At 69.0% G+C, this 18416-nt stretch carries 12 protein-coding genes; 2 read left to right on the forward strand and 10 right to left on the reverse strand.

What is annotated here, in order from left to right:
• Window positions 1-146: 146 nt before the first annotated feature.
• Complete coding sequence (locus ACZ4SW_RS15325; RefSeq protein ID WP_468243190.1) at window positions 147-1163, reverse strand: DUF8189 domain-containing protein; 1017 nt, start codon at window positions 1161-1163, stop codon at window positions 147-149.
• Between the two features lie 77 nt (window positions 1164-1240).
• Between ACZ4SW_RS15325 and ACZ4SW_RS15330 the strand changes: the two genes are divergently transcribed.
• Window positions 1241-1612, forward strand: a complete 372-nt coding sequence (locus tag ACZ4SW_RS15330; protein WP_468242692.1) for a PIN domain-containing protein — start codon at window positions 1241-1243, stop codon at window positions 1610-1612.
• Between the two features lie 57 nt (window positions 1613-1669).
• Here ACZ4SW_RS15330 and ACZ4SW_RS15335 read toward each other — a convergent pair whose 3' ends face one another.
• The 9 genes from ACZ4SW_RS15335 to ngcE all read right to left on the reverse strand — a co-directional run bounded on the left by ACZ4SW_RS15335 (window position 1670) and on the right by ngcE (window position 13782).
• On the reverse strand, window positions 1670-3193 hold the full coding sequence (locus ACZ4SW_RS15335; protein WP_468242694.1) for an amino acid permease: 1524 nt from the start codon (window positions 3191-3193) through the stop codon (window positions 1670-1672).
• A 146-nt stretch (window positions 3194-3339) separates the two neighbouring features.
• Entirely contained in the window at window positions 3340-5274 is a 1935-nt protein-coding gene (dxs, locus tag ACZ4SW_RS15340) for a 1-deoxy-D-xylulose-5-phosphate synthase (RefSeq protein ID WP_468242696.1), read from the reverse strand.
• 188 nt (window positions 5275-5462) lie between these two features.
• Complete coding sequence (locus tag ACZ4SW_RS15345; protein WP_468242699.1) at window positions 5463-6755, reverse strand: sugar ABC transporter permease; 1293 nt, start codon at window positions 6753-6755, stop codon at window positions 5463-5465.
• A complete protein-coding gene (locus tag ACZ4SW_RS15350) occupies window positions 6752-7543 on the reverse strand; it encodes an ATP-binding cassette domain-containing protein (protein ID WP_200418385.1) in 792 nt (263 codons plus the stop codon). The genes ACZ4SW_RS15345 and ACZ4SW_RS15350 overlap by 4 nt, the downstream gene beginning before the upstream one ends.
• Window positions 7544-7722: 179 nt before the next feature.
• On the reverse strand, window positions 7723-8820 hold the full coding sequence (locus ACZ4SW_RS15355; protein WP_468243193.1) for a sugar ABC transporter substrate-binding protein: 1098 nt from the start codon (window positions 8818-8820) through the stop codon (window positions 7723-7725).
• A 134-nt stretch (window positions 8821-8954) separates the two neighbouring features.
• Complete coding sequence (locus tag ACZ4SW_RS15360) at window positions 8955-10154, reverse strand: ROK family transcriptional regulator (protein ID WP_468242701.1); 1200 nt, start codon at window positions 10152-10154, stop codon at window positions 8955-8957.
• Window positions 10155-10391: 237 nt separating this feature from the next.
• Window positions 10392-11315, reverse strand: a complete 924-nt coding sequence (locus tag ACZ4SW_RS15365; protein WP_468242703.1) for a carbohydrate ABC transporter permease — start codon at window positions 11313-11315, stop codon at window positions 10392-10394.
• A 2-nt stretch (window positions 11316-11317) separates the two neighbouring features.
• Window positions 11318-12244, reverse strand: a complete 927-nt coding sequence (locus ACZ4SW_RS15370; protein ID WP_468242706.1) for a carbohydrate ABC transporter permease — start codon at window positions 12242-12244, stop codon at window positions 11318-11320.
• 86 nt (window positions 12245-12330) lie between these two features.
• Complete coding sequence (gene ngcE, locus ACZ4SW_RS15375) at window positions 12331-13782, reverse strand: N-acetylglucosamine/diacetylchitobiose ABC transporter substrate-binding protein (RefSeq protein ID WP_468242708.1); 1452 nt, start codon at window positions 13780-13782, stop codon at window positions 12331-12333.
• 459 nt (window positions 13783-14241) lie between these two features.
• Between ngcE and ACZ4SW_RS15380 the strand changes: the two genes are divergently transcribed.
• Window positions 14242-18054 (forward strand): GH92 family glycosyl hydrolase, encoded by a 3813-nt coding sequence (locus ACZ4SW_RS15380; RefSeq protein ID WP_468242710.1) that lies wholly within the window; start codon window positions 14242-14244, stop codon window positions 18052-18054.
• Window positions 18055-18416 lie beyond the last annotated feature (362 nt).

Here is an 18416-nt window from a genome sequence, read left to right on the forward strand (position 1 = left end):
AGCTTCACAGGCCCCTGAGCCGTCCGGTCCCTGCGGATCTCGAAGTCCATTGCATCCCCTGAGCTGGGGTGTTGCAACGACTACTAGAACCTGAGCAAGGCGGAGGCCCTTTCACGTGTGCGCGGGGCCGGTGACTCCCGGGCCCGTCAGACGGTCTGCCAGGCCGTGAGGGCGAGGAGACCCGGCTCGTCCCCCTGACGGGCCACACGCAGTTCGCCGTCCGGCGTCAGCGTGGCCGCCGCGACGCGTCCCTCCGCGTCCTCGGCCACCGCCACCCGCGTACCCGCCGGCAGGTGCGGCCCCGACTCGGTCCACCTGAGGCCCGCCGGCTCCTGCTCGGTGGGGCAGGCCGCGAAGGCGACGCGGCCGGAGGACGAGCACTGGGCCAGCAGGGTGCGGTCGTGGCCGTCCACGACGCAGCGCAGCACCGCCACCGGTCCGGGCCCCGCGGCGCGCAGCAGCGGGATCGGAGCGCCGCCCGGACGCCAGGCGTGCACCATGCCCCCGGGGTCCGCGAAGAACAGCGTGGTGTGCTCCTTGGAGGTGGGCAGGGCGCTCAGCGTGCCGGCCTGGACACGGGTCCGCAGCGGCTCGTCGGCGACGAGGGCCGCGCCGGGCTCGTCCTGGTGCCAGCGCAGGATGCCGTCGGCCGAGGCGGCGTACAGCTCGACGCGGCCCGAACTCCCGGCCACGGCGGCCAGTTGCCCGTGCACGGCCCGGCCCCCGAGGTCCTGCCAGGGGTTCCAGCCGCCGCGCTCCTTCTGGGCGACCATGCTCACAGCGCCGCCCTTGTGGCGGACGAAGACATGGGCGCGTCCCTCGGCGTCCACCGCCACCGCCGGCGGGCCGGTCCGCTCGCCCTTCTTGTCCGGGTGGCCGATCGGGATCCAGTCCAGGGGGGCCAGGTGCGGGCGGAAGTGCGTGGAGTGCACCAGGCCCGACTCGCCGGGGACCGTGGGGCGCCAGGCGACGAGATGGGCGTACCCGTCGGCGCCCTGGCCGAGGGCGAGTTGCGTGTGCAGGCGCTGGTCGCCGCCGACCCTGCGCGGGGGCGCCCAGGGAAGCGCCGGGTGCCGCTCGGCCCGGCACCACACCGCCTCCTCCCGCGGGGCGTAGGCACTCAGGCTGCCGTCGCGGCCGCGCAGCAGCCATGAGCCGTTCACACAGGGCACCGTCGACACTCGCCCATTTTAATGAGGCGCCCCAGCGCGGGCGGGACGGCGCGTGCGAGGCTGTGGGCATGAGTGACCCGCTGCTGGTGATCGTCGATGCCGCGAACGTCGTCGGGTCGGTGCCCGACGGCTGGTGGCGGGACCGTCGGGGCGCGGCGGACCGGTTGCGGGACCGTCTCGTGCCGTTCGCCGCCGACGGGCTGCCCGGCTTTCCCGGGCCGCTGGAGCTGGTGATGGTGGTGGAGGGTGCGGCGCGCGGCGTGGAGCCCGTGCCCGGCATCCGGGTGGACTCGGCGCCCGGCAGCGGGGACGACCGTATCGTCGAGCTGGTCGCCGAGGCCGGGGACCGGCCGGTCCTGGTGGTCACGGCGGACCGGGAGCTGCGGCGCCGGGTGACGGATCTGGGCGCGGAGGTGACGGGCCCGCGCACCGTGCGCTGAGCGGTCCGTCCCGAGGCGCGGTGCCGTGCCGGATGCGCCGGGGCGCCGGGCCCGCGGTCACGCCCTGCCGGATCCCGGCGGCCCGGTCACCCCGCCCGCCGCGGGCTCCTCGGCGCGGCCCACGCGGCTGTGGGTACGGCCGTAGAGGAAGTACACGAAGAACCCGATGGCCAGCCAGATCGCGAACCGCAGCCAGGTCTCGGCCGGCAGGTTCACCATCAGCCACAGCGAGGCGCACACCGACAGGATCGGCACCACCGGAACGAACGGGGTACGGAAGGCGCGCTGCAGGTCGGGGCGGGTGCGGCGGAGGACGACGACGCCGATCGCGACGACGATGAACGCGAACAGCGTGCCGATGTTGACCAGTTCGGCCAGTTCGCTCAGGCTCGTGAAGCCCGCGACGACGGTGATGACCACGCCCAGCAGGATGGTCGGCCGGTGCGGGGTCCTGAAGCGGCGGTGGACGTGGGAGAAGAAACGGGGCAGCAGCCCGTCGCGGCTCATCGCGAAGAACACCCGGGTCTGGCCGAGCAGCAGGATCAGGCAGACGGTGGTCAGGCCGACGGCGGCACCGAAGCTGATCACACCCGCGAACCACGGGTGCCCGATGGCCTTGAACGCGTCGGCGAGCGGCGCGTCCACGGACAGCCTGCTGTAGCGCTCCATGCCGGTGACGACGATGGAGACCGCCACGTACAGCGCGGTGCAGATGAACAGCGAGCCGAGGATGCCGCGCGGCATGTCGCGCTGCGGGTTGCGGGTCTCCTCGGCGGTGGTCGCCACGATGTCGAAGCCGATGAAGGCGAAGAAGACGACGGACGCGGCGGTGAAGATGCCCAGCACACCGAAGTTGGACGGCGCCCAGCCGACCATGAGCTGGATGAGCGGGGCCTTGAGGCTGCCGCCCGCAGGCACCGGCTGCGGCTTCGGGACGAACGGCTGGTAGTTGGCGCCGTGGACGAAGAAGGCTCCCCCGACGATGACGATCAGCACCACGGTGACCTTGATGGCGACGACGAGCTGGGTGACCCGGGCCGACAGCTTCATCCCGAGGACGAGGATCGCCGTGAGCACGAGGACCAGAGCGGCGGCGAGAACGTCGAAGCCGAACCCGTGCGCCCCCTCCCGTCCGCTGAGGTAGGCGGGCAGGTGCCAGCCGGCGTTGTCGAGCAGCGAGCGGATGTACCCGGACCAGCCGACGGCGACCACCGCCGTGCCGAGCGCGAACTCCAGGACCAGGTCCCAGCCGATGATCCAGGCGGGCAGCTCGCCGAGCGTGGCGTAGGAGAACGTGTACGCGGATCCCGCCACCGGCACCGTGGAGGCGAACTCCGCGTAGCAGAGCGCGGCGAGCGCGCAGACGACGCCGGCCACGACGAAGGACAGGGAGACGGCGGGGCCCGCGTTCTCCTTGGCGACCTTGCCGGTGAGCACGAAGATGCCGGTGCCGATGATGACGCCGACGCCGAACACGGTCAGGTCGAGGGCGGAGAGCGTCTTCTTGAGCGCGTGCTCCGGCGCCTCGGTGTCCTGGATCGACTGCTCGACGTTCTTGGTCCGGAAGAGGGTGCTGCCCATGGCGTACCTCCGCGCTCGCCGTCCCCGCCATGATCGAAAGGGGGCGTACTCCGTATGCCCCGGCACCGGCAGATTCACGCAAATGGGCCGGTTTCGCCACCGTAAAGAATGGAGAAACCGGCCCGGGCGGTCGAGCGGGGCCCTGGTCAGTCGCGGGCGGGCTCCACCGAGTCCACCGTCCGGGCGCTGCCGGTACGGTCGTACCGCCCGTCGAGCTTGGCGACCAGCCCGGTGACCTGGCGGGCGATGTCCGGCGCGGTCAGGCCGATCTCCGCCAGCACCTCCTTGCGGGAGGCGTGGTCGAGGAAGCGCGGCGGGACGCCGAAGTCGCGCAGCGGCACGTCCACACCCGCGTCGCGCAGCGCCTGCGCGATCGCCGAACCCACGCCACCGGCGCGGGAGTTGTCCTCGACGGTGACGACCACCCGGTGGCGCTCGGCGAGCGGGGCCAGCGCCTCGTCGACGGGCTTGACCCAGCGGGGATCGACGACGGTGGTGGAGATGCCCTGCTTGTCGAGCAGGTCGGCGATCTCCAGGCACATGGGGGCGAGCGCGCCGACGGAGACCAGCAGGACGTCCGGGACCGGCGCGTCGGCCTTGCGCAGCACGTCCATGCCGCCGACCTTGCCGACGGCGGGGACGGCCGGGCCGACGACGCCCTTGGAGTAGCGCAGCACGGTCGGCGCGTCGTCCACGTCGACGGCCTCACGGAGCTGGGCGCGGAGCTGCTCGGCGTCGCGCGGCGCGGCGATCCTGAGGCCCGGGACGACCTGGAGCATCGACATGTCCCACATGCCGTTGTGGGAGGCGCCGTCGTCGCCGGTGATGCCCGCCCGGTCGAGCACGAACGTCACACCGCACTTGTGCAGGGCGACGTCCATGAGCACCTGGTCGAAGGCGCGGTTGAGGAAGGTGGCGTACACCGCGAAGACGGGGTGCAGGCCGCCGGTGGCGAGACCGGCCGCGGAGACCGCGCCGTGCTGCTCGGCGATGCCGACGTCGAAGATCCGGTTCGGGAAGGCGTCCGCGAACTTCTTCAGGCCCACCGGCTGGAGCATCGCGGCCGTGATGGCGACGATGTCGTCGCGCTCCCGGCCGAGCCTGACCATCTCGTCGCCGAAGACGGAGGTCCAGCTCGCGGCGGCCGCCTTGATGGGCAGACCGGTGTCGGGGTGGATGGGGCCGATGCCGTGGAAGCGGTCGGCCTCGTCCTGCTCGGCGGGCTTGTAGCCGCGGCCCTTCTCGGTGAGGCAGTGCACGATCACCGGGCCGCCGAACCGCTTGGCGCGGGCCAGGGCGGACTCCAGGGCCTCGATGTCGTGCCCGTCGATGGGGCCGACGTACTTCAGGCCCAGGTCCTCGAACATGCCCTGCGGGGCGATGAAGTCCTTCAGGCCCTTCTTGGCGCCGTGCAGGGTCTCGTAGAGCGGCTTGCCGACGACGGGGGTGCGCTCCAGGACCTCCTTGGTGCGGGCCAGGAACTTCTCGTAGCCGTCCGTGGTGCGCAGGGTGGCCAGGTGGTTGGCGAGGCCGCCGATCGTGGGCGCGTAGGAGCGCTCGTTGTCGTTGACGACGATGACGAGCGGGCGGTCCTTGGCGTCGGCGATGTTGTTCAGCGCCTCCCAGGCCATGCCGCCGGTGAGGGCGCCGTCTCCGATGACGGCCACGACGTGGCTGTCGCGCTGGAGGAGCTGGTTGGCCTTGGCCAGGCCGTCGGCCCAGCCGAGCACGGTGGAGGCGTGCGAGTTCTCGATGACGTCGTGCTCGGACTCGGCACGCGAGGGGTAACCGGACAGGCCGCCCTTGGTGCGCAGCCGGGAGAAGTCCTGACGGCCGGTGAGCAGCTTGTGGACGTAGGCCTGGTGGCCGGTGTCCCACAGCACCTTGTCCCTCGGGGAGTCGAAGACGCGGTGCAGGGCGATGGTGAGCTCGACCACACCGAGGTTCGGGCCGAGGTGGCCGCCGGTCTTGGAGACGGCGTCGACGAGGAAGGTCCGGATCTCCTCTGCCAGCTGGTCCAGCTCCTCCAGGCTGAGCCGGTCCAGATCGCGCGGTCCCCTGATGCGGGTCAGCAGCGGCACCCGTGCCTCCTTGCAGTTGAGCTGTGTCGAGCGTTCGCCGGGCCTGTCGAGTCTAATGTTCCGGCTGTGAGGATCACCGGTGGCCCCTTGGATCCCCCCATCGTGTCCGGCCAAACACGAGCCGGGACAGGACTGTGCCCGGCACCGCCGTTGGCGCCGGGCACAGTGGCCTGAAGGGTCGGCTGCCGCTAGGCGCGGCCGGCCGTCTTCTGGGTCTTGCGGGTCACGGCGTCGATGACGACCGTGGCGAGCAGGACACCACCGGTGATCATGTACTGGACCGGCGAGGCGATGCCCTCCAGGGCGAGGCCGTACTGGATCGAGACGATCACCAGCACGCCGAGGAGCGCGTTCCACGTGCGGCCACGCCCGCCGAACAGCGACGTGCCACCGATCACGGCGGCCGCGATCGCGTTCATCAGCAGGTCACCGCCACCGGCGCCCTGGTTGGCCGACGCGATCTTCGAGGCGATGAACAGACCGCCGATCGCGGCGAAGGTACCGGAGATCGCGAAGACCGAGATCCGGACCGCGGCCACGTTGATACCGGCACGCCGGGACGCCTCGACGCTGCCGCCGAGCGCGAACACCTTGCGGCCGTAGGCGGTGCGGCGCAGCACGAAGTCCGTGACCAGCAGCACACCGATGAAGATGACCACGGCGAGCGGCAGGCCCTTGTACTGGTTGTAGACGGCGGCCACGGCGAAGGCGACGATCGCCAGCAGCGCCGTGCGCAGGATCGTCTCGCTCAGCGGCCGGGACGGCACGCCCGCGGCCTCGCGCCGCTTGTTGCCGAGGAAGGCGCTGACGAAGTACAGCACGGTCACCGCGAGCGCGAGCCCGTAGGCGGCGGCCACGTCGGAGAAGTAGTACGTGGTCAGCTTGGCGACCAGGCCGTCGCTGTTGAGGTTGATCGTGCCGCTGTCGCCCAGGATCTGGAGCATGAAGCCGTTCCAGAACAGCAGACCGGCCAGGGTGACCGCGAACGCGGGCACACCGATCTTCGCGAAGACGAAGCCGTGGATCGCGCCGGCGACCGTACCGGTGAGGATGGCCAGCACGAAGGCGAGCCATTCGCTCATGCCGTGGGTGATGTTCAGGACGGCGAAGGCGGCACCCGCGACACCGGAGACCGAGCCGACGGACAGGTCGATCTCACCGAGCAGCAGCACGAAGACGATGCCGACGGCGATCATGCCCGTGCCGACCATGGCGACGGAGATGTCGGAGAGGTTGCCCGCGGTCAGGAAGTTGGAGTTCAGGCTCTGGAAGATGATCCAGATGATCGCCAGACCGACGACGACCGGAATGGCGCCCAGGTCGCCGGCCTTCATCTTGCGCTTGAACTCGCCGATGTAGCCCGCGAAGCCCTGTTCGCGCACCAGCAGCCGGGGGTCGACCGCGGTGACCGCCTTCGCGGCCGCCTCGGGGTTCTCGACGACGGAGTCCTCGGGGGGCGTGGAGGTCTTGTCGATGCTCACTTCTTGATCTCCCCATTGCTGCGCGCCGCACGACGGGTCACGGCGTTGTCCGTGGCGCCGGTGATGGCGGAGATGATCTCTTCCTGCGAGGTCGTCTTGACCTCGAAGACGCCGTTGTTGCGCCCCAGACGCAGCACCGCCACCTTGTCGGCGACGGCCTTCACGTCGGCCATGTTGTGGCTGATGAGGATCACGGCGTGACCGCGCTCGCGCAGCCGCTCCACCAGGTCGAGCACCTGAGCGGTCTGCTCGACGCCGAGGGCGGCGGTGGGCTCGTCCAGGATCACCAGCTTGGGCTCGCCGAGCATGGACCGGGCGATGGCCACGACCTGGCGCTGACCGCCGGAGAGCGAGGCGATCGGGATGCGGACGCTGGGGATGCGGATGGAGAGCTGGTCCAGCAGCTCGCGCGAGCGCCGCTCCATCTCCACCTCGTCCAGCACGCCGCGGCGGCGGATCTCCCGGCCGAGGTAGAGGTTGCCGACGACGTCGATGTTGTCGCACAGCGCGAGGTCCTGGTAGACCGTCGCGATACCCAGGTTCTGGGCGTCGTTCGGCTTGCCGATGTGGACCGTCTTGCCTTCCCACTCGATGACGCCCTCATCGATGGGGTGCACGCCGGCGATCGTCTTGACCAGCGTGGATTTTCCGGCGCCGTTGTCGCCGACCAGGGCGACCACCTCACCGGCGTGGACCTCAAGCTCTACGTCGGTGAGCGCCTGAACGGCACCGAACCGCTTGGAGACCCCGCGCAACGCCAGCACGGGCGTAGCGGACACGTGAACCATCTCCTTCGCCGCCTGACCCGGCGGGAGGTTGTGCAGAAGTTTGGGGGGTGTTCCGTCCGGCGCCCCGCGACGAGCTTGCGGGGCTGGTGGAGGCGGGGCGCCGGAGGAGCTTCAGTGCGCCAGTCCCGTACGGGGATTCAAGGGCGAATCGCCGTACGGGGAAAGGGGCTTGCGGCCGGTTACTTCAGGCCGATCGCGTCGCAGGCCGACTTGTACTGCGCGGTGCAGATGTCCGCGACGGTGTAGATGCCGTCCTTGATGACGGTGTCCTTGATGTTGTCCTTCGTCAGAGCGACGACCGGGACCAGGACGGAGGGCACCTGCTTGGTGGTCGGGCTGTCGACCTTGTCCTTCGCTATCGAGTCGAGCGACTTGCCCTGGGCGAGGTCGACGGCCATCTCCGCGGCGATGTTCGCCTCCTGCGGGTACGGCTTGTAGACGCTCATGTACTGGTCGCCGGTGACGATGCGCTGCACGCCCGCGAGCTCGGCGTCCTGGCCGGTGACCGGAACCTTGATGCCGGCGGCCTTGAGGGCGGTGATGATACCGCCGGCCATGCCGTCGTTGGCGGAGTAGACGCCGACGATGTTCTTCTTGCCCAGGGCCGAGATCGCCGCCTCCATGTTGGCGTTGGCGTTCTCCGGCTTCCAGTCCTTGGTGTCGTAGGACTCGCCGATGTTCACCTTGTCCTTGAGGACCGAGAGGGCGCCCTGCTTGAACTGGGCGGCGTTCGGGTCGGTGGACGAGCCGTTCATCATGACGATCTTGCCGGCCTTGGCCTTGGAGCCCAGGGCCGTGAGAAGGGCCTGACCCTGCGTCTTGCCGACGGTCACGTTGTCGAACGAGGTGTAGGCGTCGATCGGGCCCTGCGCCAGGCGGTCGTAGGCGACGACGGGGATGCCCGCGTCCTTGGCCTTCTGCACGGAGTTCTTTATGGCCGCGGCGTCCACCGCGTCCACGATCAGCACGTCGACCTTGTTGGTGATCATGGTGTCGACCTGCTGGTTCTGCAGGGTGGCGTCCTGCTTGGCGTTGGCGTAGACGACCTGGCCCTTGCCGTTGGTCAGCTCCTTGACCTTCTTCTCGATCAAGGGCCGGTCGAACTTCTCGTAACGCGCCGTCTGGTTCTCGGGGAGAAGCAGACCGACCTTGATGGCGTCGCCCTTCTTGGCGTTCGAGGACGGGGACGAGCTCTTGCCGGACTCCTTGGCGCTGCCACAGGCGGCGAGCGAGACGGCCATGGCACCAGCAGCAACGGCGAAGGCCGCACGACGCATACGCGTGTTCACTTCTAGAAACCTCCCTGACGAGGCCGCGTCGTTGCGGCCGAGGTGGCTGGAAGTCAACTCGGCCACACGTGCGACGTCAAGAAGTAAATCCTTAACGAGATGGCAACGGTGCCATCCGTTATCTAAGTGAAGGCAGGCGTCGCAGCGGGCAGGCTGCCGTCCAAAAGGGTTGAATCACCCATTTCGCTGAGTGCGAGAGCAAGCGCTCCCAGCACCTCCGCGCGGCCGCCGAGCGCCCCGGGCAGCACGGAGAGCTGGCGCGCGGCGCTGGGGATCGCGTACCGGCCGACCGACTCCCTGATGGGCCCGAGGACCAGCTCACCGGCCTCGGCGAGATCACCGCCCAGGACCACGCGGCTCGGATTGAGCAGATTGCACAGGTTGGCGACTCCACTGCCGATGTGGCGGCCGACATCGGCGATCACCCGACGACAGCCCGGATCACCGTCCCGCGCCAGCCTCACCACGCCTTCCATGGTCAGGTCGGTGCCGTGGCTGGGCTGGAGCAGCGGCAGCACGTACCGCGCCGACGCGAACGTCTCCAGGCAACCCCGGTTGCCGCAGCGGCAGACGGGACCGGATTCATCGAGAGTAATATGCCCGATTTCTCCCGCTGTGCCACCAGGCCCGCGGTAGATCTTGCCGTCAATCACCAGTCCGGCGCCCACACCGCTCGCCACCTTGATGTACGCCAGGTCCTTGACCCCCCGGCCACTGCCCCAGACCAGCTCGCCGAGCGCGCCGAGGTTGGCGTCGTTGTCCACGTGCACCGGCACGCCGAGCCGCCCCCGCAGCTCCTCGGCGGGCCGGGTGCCGGTCCAGCCCGGCAGGATGGCGGTGGAGCCGAGCGTGCCCGACTCGACGTCGATGGGCCCGGGCACACCGAGCCCCACGCCCGCGATCTTGGAACGGCTCACTCCGGTGGCCTCGATCAGCCTGCTGACCAGCTCTTCCGCCCGGTCGAAGCCCTGCGCCGCGGACGCGTCCACATCCAGGGGCTCCGACTCCTCGGCGAGCACCTGATGGGCGAGATTCCCGATCGCGACGCGCAAATGGGTGTGCCCGAAGTCGACGCCGATCACGATGCCGGCGTCACCACTGAGAGAGACGCTGCGGGCCCTGCGGCCACCCGCCGACGTGGGGGTGACCTCGACGGTTCCGCCGTCCTTGAGCTCCCGCACGATATTGGAGACGGTCGCCGCGGACAGACCCGTCGTCCTCGCGATCTCCGCCTGCGTCAGCGACCCGGCCAGCCGCACCGCACGGACGACGCGCTCCAGATTTGCCCTGTGCAGCGACGACTGCGATCCCGGAGTCTCCATCGACTCATCCACTCCTGCCCTCAGCGCGGCGGCCACGGCGCCGCCCATGTGACCCGGATCACAGCAATGGAATCCGGGTCACGTACAAGTTGTGAACTCCAAGCTCCGCTGAACGGGTTACCGCAGTCAAGTCCTTGACGGAAATCGAGAGGGATCGAAATGAGGGCGGACGGACACGCCGGCGCCGCCCCCGGTTCACGGGGAGGACGCCGGCGGACGCGATGACTCGGCCGACCGCTACTTCAGCGCGCCCGCCGTCAGCCCCTGCACCACCTGGCGCTGGAAGACGATGTAGGCCGCGAGGACCGGCAGCATCGCCATCACCAGGCCGGCGAAGAGACCGGACCAGTCCCCCTTGTAACCCTGGCTGGCGGCGAGCTGGACCAGGCCCTGGGTGAGGACGCGCTTGTCGGGATCGGTGTTCAGGACCGTCGGGAGCATGTACTGGTTCCACTGGCCCAGGAAGTTGAAGATCCCCACGCTGATCAGGCCCGGCTTGGCCATCGGCAGCATGATCTGGAAGAACGTACGGCTGTGCGAGGCGCCGTCCACGAACGCGGCCTCGGCCACCGAGGTGGGCAGCGAGCGGAAGAACGCGGTCAGGAAGAACACCGTGAAGGGCAGCGAGTAGGCGATGTAGACGAGGATCAGCCCGTGGATCGTGTTCAGCAGCCCCATGTTGTTCACGACGTAGAACAGCGGGACCAGCGCGAGCATGATCGGGAAGCTCATGCCGCCGATGAACAGGTAGTAGATGAACCGGTTGCCCGGGAAGTCGAAGCGGGCGAGGACGTACGCCGCCATCGAGCCGAGCACCAGCGTCCCGACGAGCGAACCGCCCACCACCAGCACGGTGTTGAGGAAGTAGTCGCTCATGTTGGCGTCGGTCCAGGCCCGCGCCCAGTTCTCGAAGTGCAGCCTGTCCGGCAGCGACCAGGGCGAGTCGAAGATCGAGCGGTCGTCCTTGAAGGAGGTCATCACCGCCCACAGCAGCGGCATGACCACCATGAACGCCCACAGGACCAGCATGCCGTGCGAGAAGACGTTGAGGACGGCGCCTTCCCGCTTCCCCCGGGGCGGACCGTCCACCTGGGCGTCCGCCTTTCCGGCGGTGACGTGCGGCTCGGCCGGGATCGGGGCGGGGGTCTTTGTGGTCTCCATGATCAGTACTCCAGCCGCTCGCGCCGGCCCAGCCGCATCACGACCGCGGCGAACAGCAGCGTGACGACGAGCAGGGCGACGCCGATCGTGGTTGCGTAGGCGGCCTGACCGTCGCGGAAGGCCTTCTGGTAGACGTACAGCACCATGACGGTGGTCGAGTAGTCCGGCCCGCCCGGCCCGGTGGTCATGATCTGTACGACCGCGAACGACTCGGCGCCCAGGGCCAGGATGCCCATGTACACCCAGCCGGACTGCACGGTGTCCCACAGCAGCGGCAAGGTGATCCGGAAGAAGGTGGTGACGCGGTTCGCCCCGTCCAGGAGCGCCGCCTCGTACAGGTCCGCGGGGATGGAGGCCATGCCCGCGGAGAACAGGACCACGAAGAAGCCGACCGTGGACCAGACCAGCACCGCCATCACACACCACAGGGCGAGGCCGGGATCGCCCAGCCACAGCGGCTGGACCCTGTCGAGTCCGATGCCGCGCAGCAGCGAGTTGATGGCGCCGCTGTCCGGGTTGTACGCGAAGGCGAACAGCAGGGCGACGATCGCGATCGAGAGCACTTGCGGGAAGAAGTAGACGATCTTGTAGAAGGACGAGCCGCGGACGCCGGAGATCGCCGGCCCGCCCTTCCGCCGCCGGCCGCCCACGTTGATCATGAAGGCGAGGAACAGCGCGAGCCCGATCGTCACCGGCGGCAGCACCAGCGCGAACAGCAGGCTGTGCCACAGCGACTTCCAGAAGATGTCGTCGTGGACCATCCGCGTGTAGTTCTCGAAGCCCACCATCCTGAACTCGGGGCTCAGGCCGGTCCAGTCCGTGAACGAGTAGTAGACGGACTGGATGAACGGCCAGACGACGAAGAGCGCGTACAGACCGAGGGGAACCGTCAGGAACCCCACGATGAACCGGTACTTGCCGTGGTGCATGGCTAACGACCCCGATCCGGCCGTACGGGCGGCAGCCCCCGCTGCCGCCGACGGGCCCGCGCGACAGACCTACCCCTGACGGACCCTCACTGATGCTTGTAGTGCTTGATCGACGTGTCCTTGGCGGTCTCGTCGGCGAAGCCCTGGATCCGCTTGATGGCCTCGGCCGGGGTGATACGGCCCGCCATCATCTCGCCGAGGCCGGACACGCCGATCTTCTCCTTCTCGAGCTGCACGTACCAGTCCTGCAGCCGCGGGTTCAGCACGTTACTCCCGGCCTTCTCCAGCGCGGCCACACCGGACTTCAGGCCCGGGGTGAGGCTGATGCCGGACGTGCCGCCGTTGAACGCCGTCAGCGACTTGACCTTGGTGGTGAAGTTCTTGGAGGAGGCCTCGCTGAGCATGATGCGGAGCTGCTCCATGCCGCCCTCGGGGTTCTGCGCCTTGGCCGGGACGATGAAGGGCTCGCCTCCGGAGGCCCAGATGGTGCCGAAGGGCAGCTTGTCGGAGGAGTCGATGCCGGAGGGCGCGGAGACGGCGAGGGAGAAGTCGGCGGGGATGACGTTGGCGGACTCGTTCTCCACCCAGGAGCCGTTCGGGATGAACAGCGCCTTGCCCTGGGCCCAGGCGGTCTGCGACTGGATGTGGTCGAGGCCGGGCGTGCCCTTGAGGATGTAGCCCTTCTTGTACAGCTCGTAGTACGCCTCGAAACAGGCCTTGACGGCCGGGTGCTTCCAGGCGTTCGGCTCCAGGTTGTCGATGGCGTCGAGGACCTCGCGGCCGCCGACCTTGCCGATCATCGGGTACAGGGAGAAGGGGATGTAGTACGGGTACTTGCCGGCGTACGTCCACCCCGCGATGCCCTTCTTCTTGGCCTTCTCGCAGACCGCGAGCATCTCGTCCCAGGTCTGCGGGTACTGCACGTCGAGGGAGTCGAGGAGCTTCTGCGAGTACCAGACGCCGTAGACCGTGTAGGCGTAGTACAGGATCCACACGGGCTTGCCGTCGAACTGGCCCATCTCGACGATGCCGGGGCGCAGCGTGTCGCGGACCTTCTTCGAGGCGTCGTCGTAGGAGGGGGCGTCGAGGAGCGGGGTGAGGTCGGCGAGCTGGTTGCGGCTGACCAGGACGCCCATGTCCATCTGCTCGGCGCCGGAGTTGTCGATGAGGTCGGGCGGGGTTCCCTGGTTGAAGCGGGGCTGCAGGGTGGACTGGATCTTCTGGGTGGCGGAGAACTTCACCTTCGCCTTCGGGAAGTCCTTCTGGTAGATCTTCACCGCGTCCTCGGCGTACTCCTTGCCGAAGCCGCCGTCGAAGAGCACGAACTCCATCTGCGCCGTGTCGTTGACGCCGAGCGGGTTCTGCTCGGTCTTCTTGCCGGCCTTCGCCTTGCCCTGGCCGCCGCCCCCGCTGCTGGCGCAGGCGGACAGGAAGCTCATCGTGGGGACGGAGACCAGGCCGAGCGCGACGGAACGCCTGATCAGGTCGCGTCGCCCGACGCCTTCGGGGGTGGTGTGCTCGCCGGAAGTGGATCCCATGCTCAAGTCCTCGCCTTCTTAAGGACTCAGGCGGTGCACCGGCTCCTCCCCGGCACCGCGGTGATGGTGAAGCTGGGGTCGTTGCATGAGGGACTCAGTGGGACGGTACGGCTGGCCGGTCGTGCTCGAGACGATCCACCGCCTCCCGCTTCCCTCCGGTCGTGCCTGTCCACAGTCGTCATGCGCAGGCGACGGCTGCCCGGACGCCGACAGGTATAGTCCACTCTCCGCCGGCGGAGCAATATCGCATGCAAGGTTGGCGTCCTGCTTTTCCGAGTTGAGACCTCGTGGAAATACGGCGTGTCCATACGACTCTCGAACGCGGAATCCATCACACCCCGCCCGAATGCCACAGCCAACGCCCTTGACATCACTGACCACTTGACCACCTACTGGTCCTTGCGCAGGCGAAGTGACAACGTTGTCCATTCTCAACAGGCGCAGGGAGGCTGCTCGCGTATGCAGCACAGATCTCGGCACAGATGGGCTCCTACGGCGGTCGTGGCAACGGCCGCCTTCGCGTTGCTGGTGGCGGCCCAGGGCGCGGCGGTGGCCCGGCCCGCCGAAGCCGCGGCCACCGACCGGGAGTTCGCCTCCTCGTTCGAGTCGGGGGATCCGGCGCCGACGTGGCTGAACACCGTGGACACGACGGCGGGCGGCACGAAACGGGCCTCCGGCGTGGACGGAGGTTACACCACGGGCCTTCCGGGCAATGTGACCGACGAGGTGACCGATGTCCGGGCCGACGCCGAGAACACGGACGGCGGCGAGGTCGCGGACAACCTGATCGACGGCGAGCCGACCACCAAATGGCTGACGTTCGCGCCGACGGGCCGGGTGGAGTTCGACCTGGACGAGCCGGTCAAGGTGGTGACGTACGCACTGACGTCGGCCAACGACCACGCGGAGCGCGACCCGGCCGACTGGACCCTTCAGGGTTCCACCGACGGCAAGGACTGGAAGACCCTGGACACCCGCACCGGTGAATCGTTCGACCAGCGTTTCCAGACCAGGTCGTACGATCTCGCCGAGCCGGCCGAGTACGCGCACTTCCGGCTGGACATCACCAGGAACCACAGCGGCGGCATACTGCAGCTCGCCGATGTGCAGTTCTCCACCGGCAGCGGCACCGATCCCGCACCGAAGGACATGCGCACCCTGGTGGACCGCGGCCCGCTCGGCTCCCCCACCGCGAAGGCGGGAGCGGGCTTCACGGGCAGGCGGGCGCTGCGCTACGCGGGAACGCACACGGCGGACGGGCGGGCGTACTCGTACAACAAGGTCTTCGACGTGAACGTACGCGTCGAGGAGGACACGCAGTTGTCGTACCGGATCTTCCCGGCGATGGCGGACGGAGACCGGGACTACGACGCCACCAACGTCTCGGTCGACCTGGACTTCACCGACGGCACCCACCTCAGCGACCTCGGCGCGCTCGACCAGCACGGCTTCCCGCTGAGCCCCACGGGACAGGGGGCGGCCAAGGCGCTGTACGTCAACCAGTGGAACAACGTGGTCTCGCGGATCGGTTCGGTGGCGGCCGGCAAGACCGTGGACCGGATCCTGGTGGCGTACGACTCGCCGAAGGGGCCGGCCAGGTTCCGTGGCTGGCTGGACGACATCGCGCTGAAGCCGGGACCGCCGGACAAGCCCGGGGCGCGCCTGGCGCACCTGTCCGACTACGCGCTCACGACCCGCGGCACCAACTCCAGCGGCTCCTTCTCCCGAGGCAACGACTTCCCGGCGACGGCCCTGCCGCACGGCTTCAACTTCTGGACGCCGGTGACCAACGCGAGTTCGCTGAGCTGGCTGTACGACTACGCACGCGCCAACAACTCCGACAATCTGCCCACGATCCAGGCGTTCAGCGCGAGCCATGAGCCGAGCCCGTGGATGGGCGACCGGCAGACGTTCCAGGTGATGCCGTCGGCCGCGTCCGGCACTCCGGACACCGGGCGCACCGCACGGGCGCTTCCGTTCCGGCACGAGAACGAGATCGCGCGCCCCTACTACTACGGGGTGACCTTCGAGAACGGCCTCAAGGCGGAGCTGACGCCGACGGACCACGCTGCGGTGCTGCGGTTCACCTACCCCGGTGACGACGCGAGCGTGCTCTTCGACAATGTGACCGAGCAGGCCGGGCTCACCCTCGACAAGGACGACGGAGTCGTGACCGGCTTCTCGGACGTGAAGTCCGGGCTGTCCACGGGGGCGACGCGCCTGTTCGTGTACGGCGAGTTCGACACGCCCGTGACGGACGGGGCGGCCTCGGGCGTGAAGGGTTATCTGCGCTTCAAGCCGGGCGCCGGCCACACGGTCACGCTGCGCCTCGCCACCTCCCTCATCAGCATCGACCAGGCCAAGGACAACCTGCGCCAGGAGATCCCGGACGGCACGTCGTTCGACGACGTCAAGGCACGCGCGCAACGGACGTGGGACAAGCTGCTCGGCACGGTCGAGGTCGAGGGCGCGACCGGTGACCAGCTCACGACGCTGTACTCCTCGATGTACCGGCTGTACCTGTACCCCAACTCGGGCTTCGAGAAGGTGGGCTCGGCCTACCGGTACGCCTCCCCGTTCTCCCCGATGACGGGCCCGGACACGCCCACGCACACCGGGGCGAAGATCGTCGACGGCAAGGTGTACGTCAACAACGGCTTCTGGGACACCTACCGGACCACCTGGCCCGCGTACTCCCTCCTGACGCCGAAGCAGGCCGGTGAACTGGTCGACGGTTTCGTGCAGCAGTACAAGGACGGCGGCTGGACCTCGCGCTGGTCCTCCCCCGGCTACGCGGACCTGATGACGGGCACCTCGTCGGACGTGGCGTTCGCGGACGCCTATGTGAAGGGCGTGAAGTTCGACGCGGAGGCCGCCTATGACGCGGCGGTGAAGAACGCGACCGTCGTGCCGCCCTCGTCCGGCGTGGGCCGCAAGGGCATGGCGACCTCACCGTTCCTCGGCTACACCAGCACCGCCACCCGCGAGGGCCTGTCGTGGGCGATGGACGGCTACATCAACGACTACGGCATCGCCAGGCTGGGCCAGGCGCTGTACGAGAAGACGGGCAAGCAGCGCTACAAGGAGGAGTCGGCCTACTTCCTCAACCGCGCCCGGGACTACGTCGACCTGTTCGACTCCAGGGTGGGCTTCTTCCAGGGCCGCGACGTCCGGGGCGATTGGCGGCTGGACCCGTCGACGTACGACCCGCGCGTGTGGGGCTACGACTACACGGAGACCAACGGCTGGGGCTTCGCCTTCACGGTGCCGCAGGACAGCCGGGGTCTCGCGAACCTGTACGGCGGCCGGGCGAAGCTGGCCGGCAAACTGGACGCGTACTTCGCGACACCGGAGACGGCGTCACCTCGGTTCGTGGGCTCTTACGGCAGTGTCATCCACGAGATGACCGAGGCGCGTGACGTCCGGATGGGCATGTACGGGCACTCCAACCAGCCCGCGCACCACGTGATCTACATGTACGACGCGGCGGGTCAGCCCTGGAAGGCGCAGGCGAAGGTCCGCGAGGTGCTCTCCCGCCTGTACACCGGCAGTGAGATCGGGCAGGGGTACCACGGCGACGAGGACAACGGCGAGCAGTCCGGCTGGTACGTCTTCTCCGCGCTGGGCTTCTACCCGCTGGTGATGGGCAGCGGCGAGTACGCCGTCGGATCCCCGCTGTTCACCAAGGCGACCGTGCACCTGGAGAACGGCAGGGACCTGGTGATCAAGGCCCCGAGGAACAGCGCGGAGAACGTCTACGTCCAGGGCCTGAGGGTCGACGGCAAGGAGTGGACGTCGACGTCGCTGCCGCATTCCCTCCTCTCCGGGGGCGGTGTGCTGGAGTTCGACATGGGTCCACGGCCGTCGGCCTGGGGCACCGGGAAGAACGCCGCTCCGGTGTCCATCACCCAGGACGACAAGGTGCCCGCGCCGCGGGCCGACGTGCTCAAGGGTGACGGTCCGCTCTTCGACGACACCTCGGCGACGGAGGCGGCCGTGACGAGCGTGGACCTGCCCGTCACGGACGGCACCAAGGCGATGCAGTACACGCTGACGTCCCCGGCCGACCATACGAAGGCCCCCACGGGCTGGACCCTCGAGGCCTCCGTGGACGGCACCCACTGGACGCCCCTGGACCGGCGCTCGGGTGAGTCCTTCACCTGGGACCGGCAGACGAGGGTGTTCTCCGTCCCGCATCCCGGCACCTACGCGCACTACCGCCTGACCTTCACGACGCAGTCGACCCTGGCGGAGGTGGAGCTGCTGGCCTGACGCACGCCGACACGGCGGAGGGGGGGGGGGGGGGGGGGGGGGGCCCCCCGCACCCCGTGGTGTTGTTGTGGAGTCCTCTCCGTCTCCCTCTTTTGCGGGGACGCTCTTCCCCGCTGTCCCCTCCCTAAAGCCGAACCCCCCCGCCCCCCCCCCCCCACCCTCAAGACGCGATCCGCCCTTGGGGGGGTTGGAGTGTCCTCCCGCACAAGCCCAGGGGGGGGGGGGGGGGGTCCCCGGGGGGCCCCCCCCCCTCCGCACCGGTCGGCTCGGTGGGCACGTCCGCCTGTCCCCCTTGCGGGTGAACAGTCTTGACATCGTTGTCCACCCGGGCGATACAGTCATGTACAGACCACCCGACAACG

This window comes from Streptomyces sp. NPDC028331 (genome assembly GCF_055565775.1).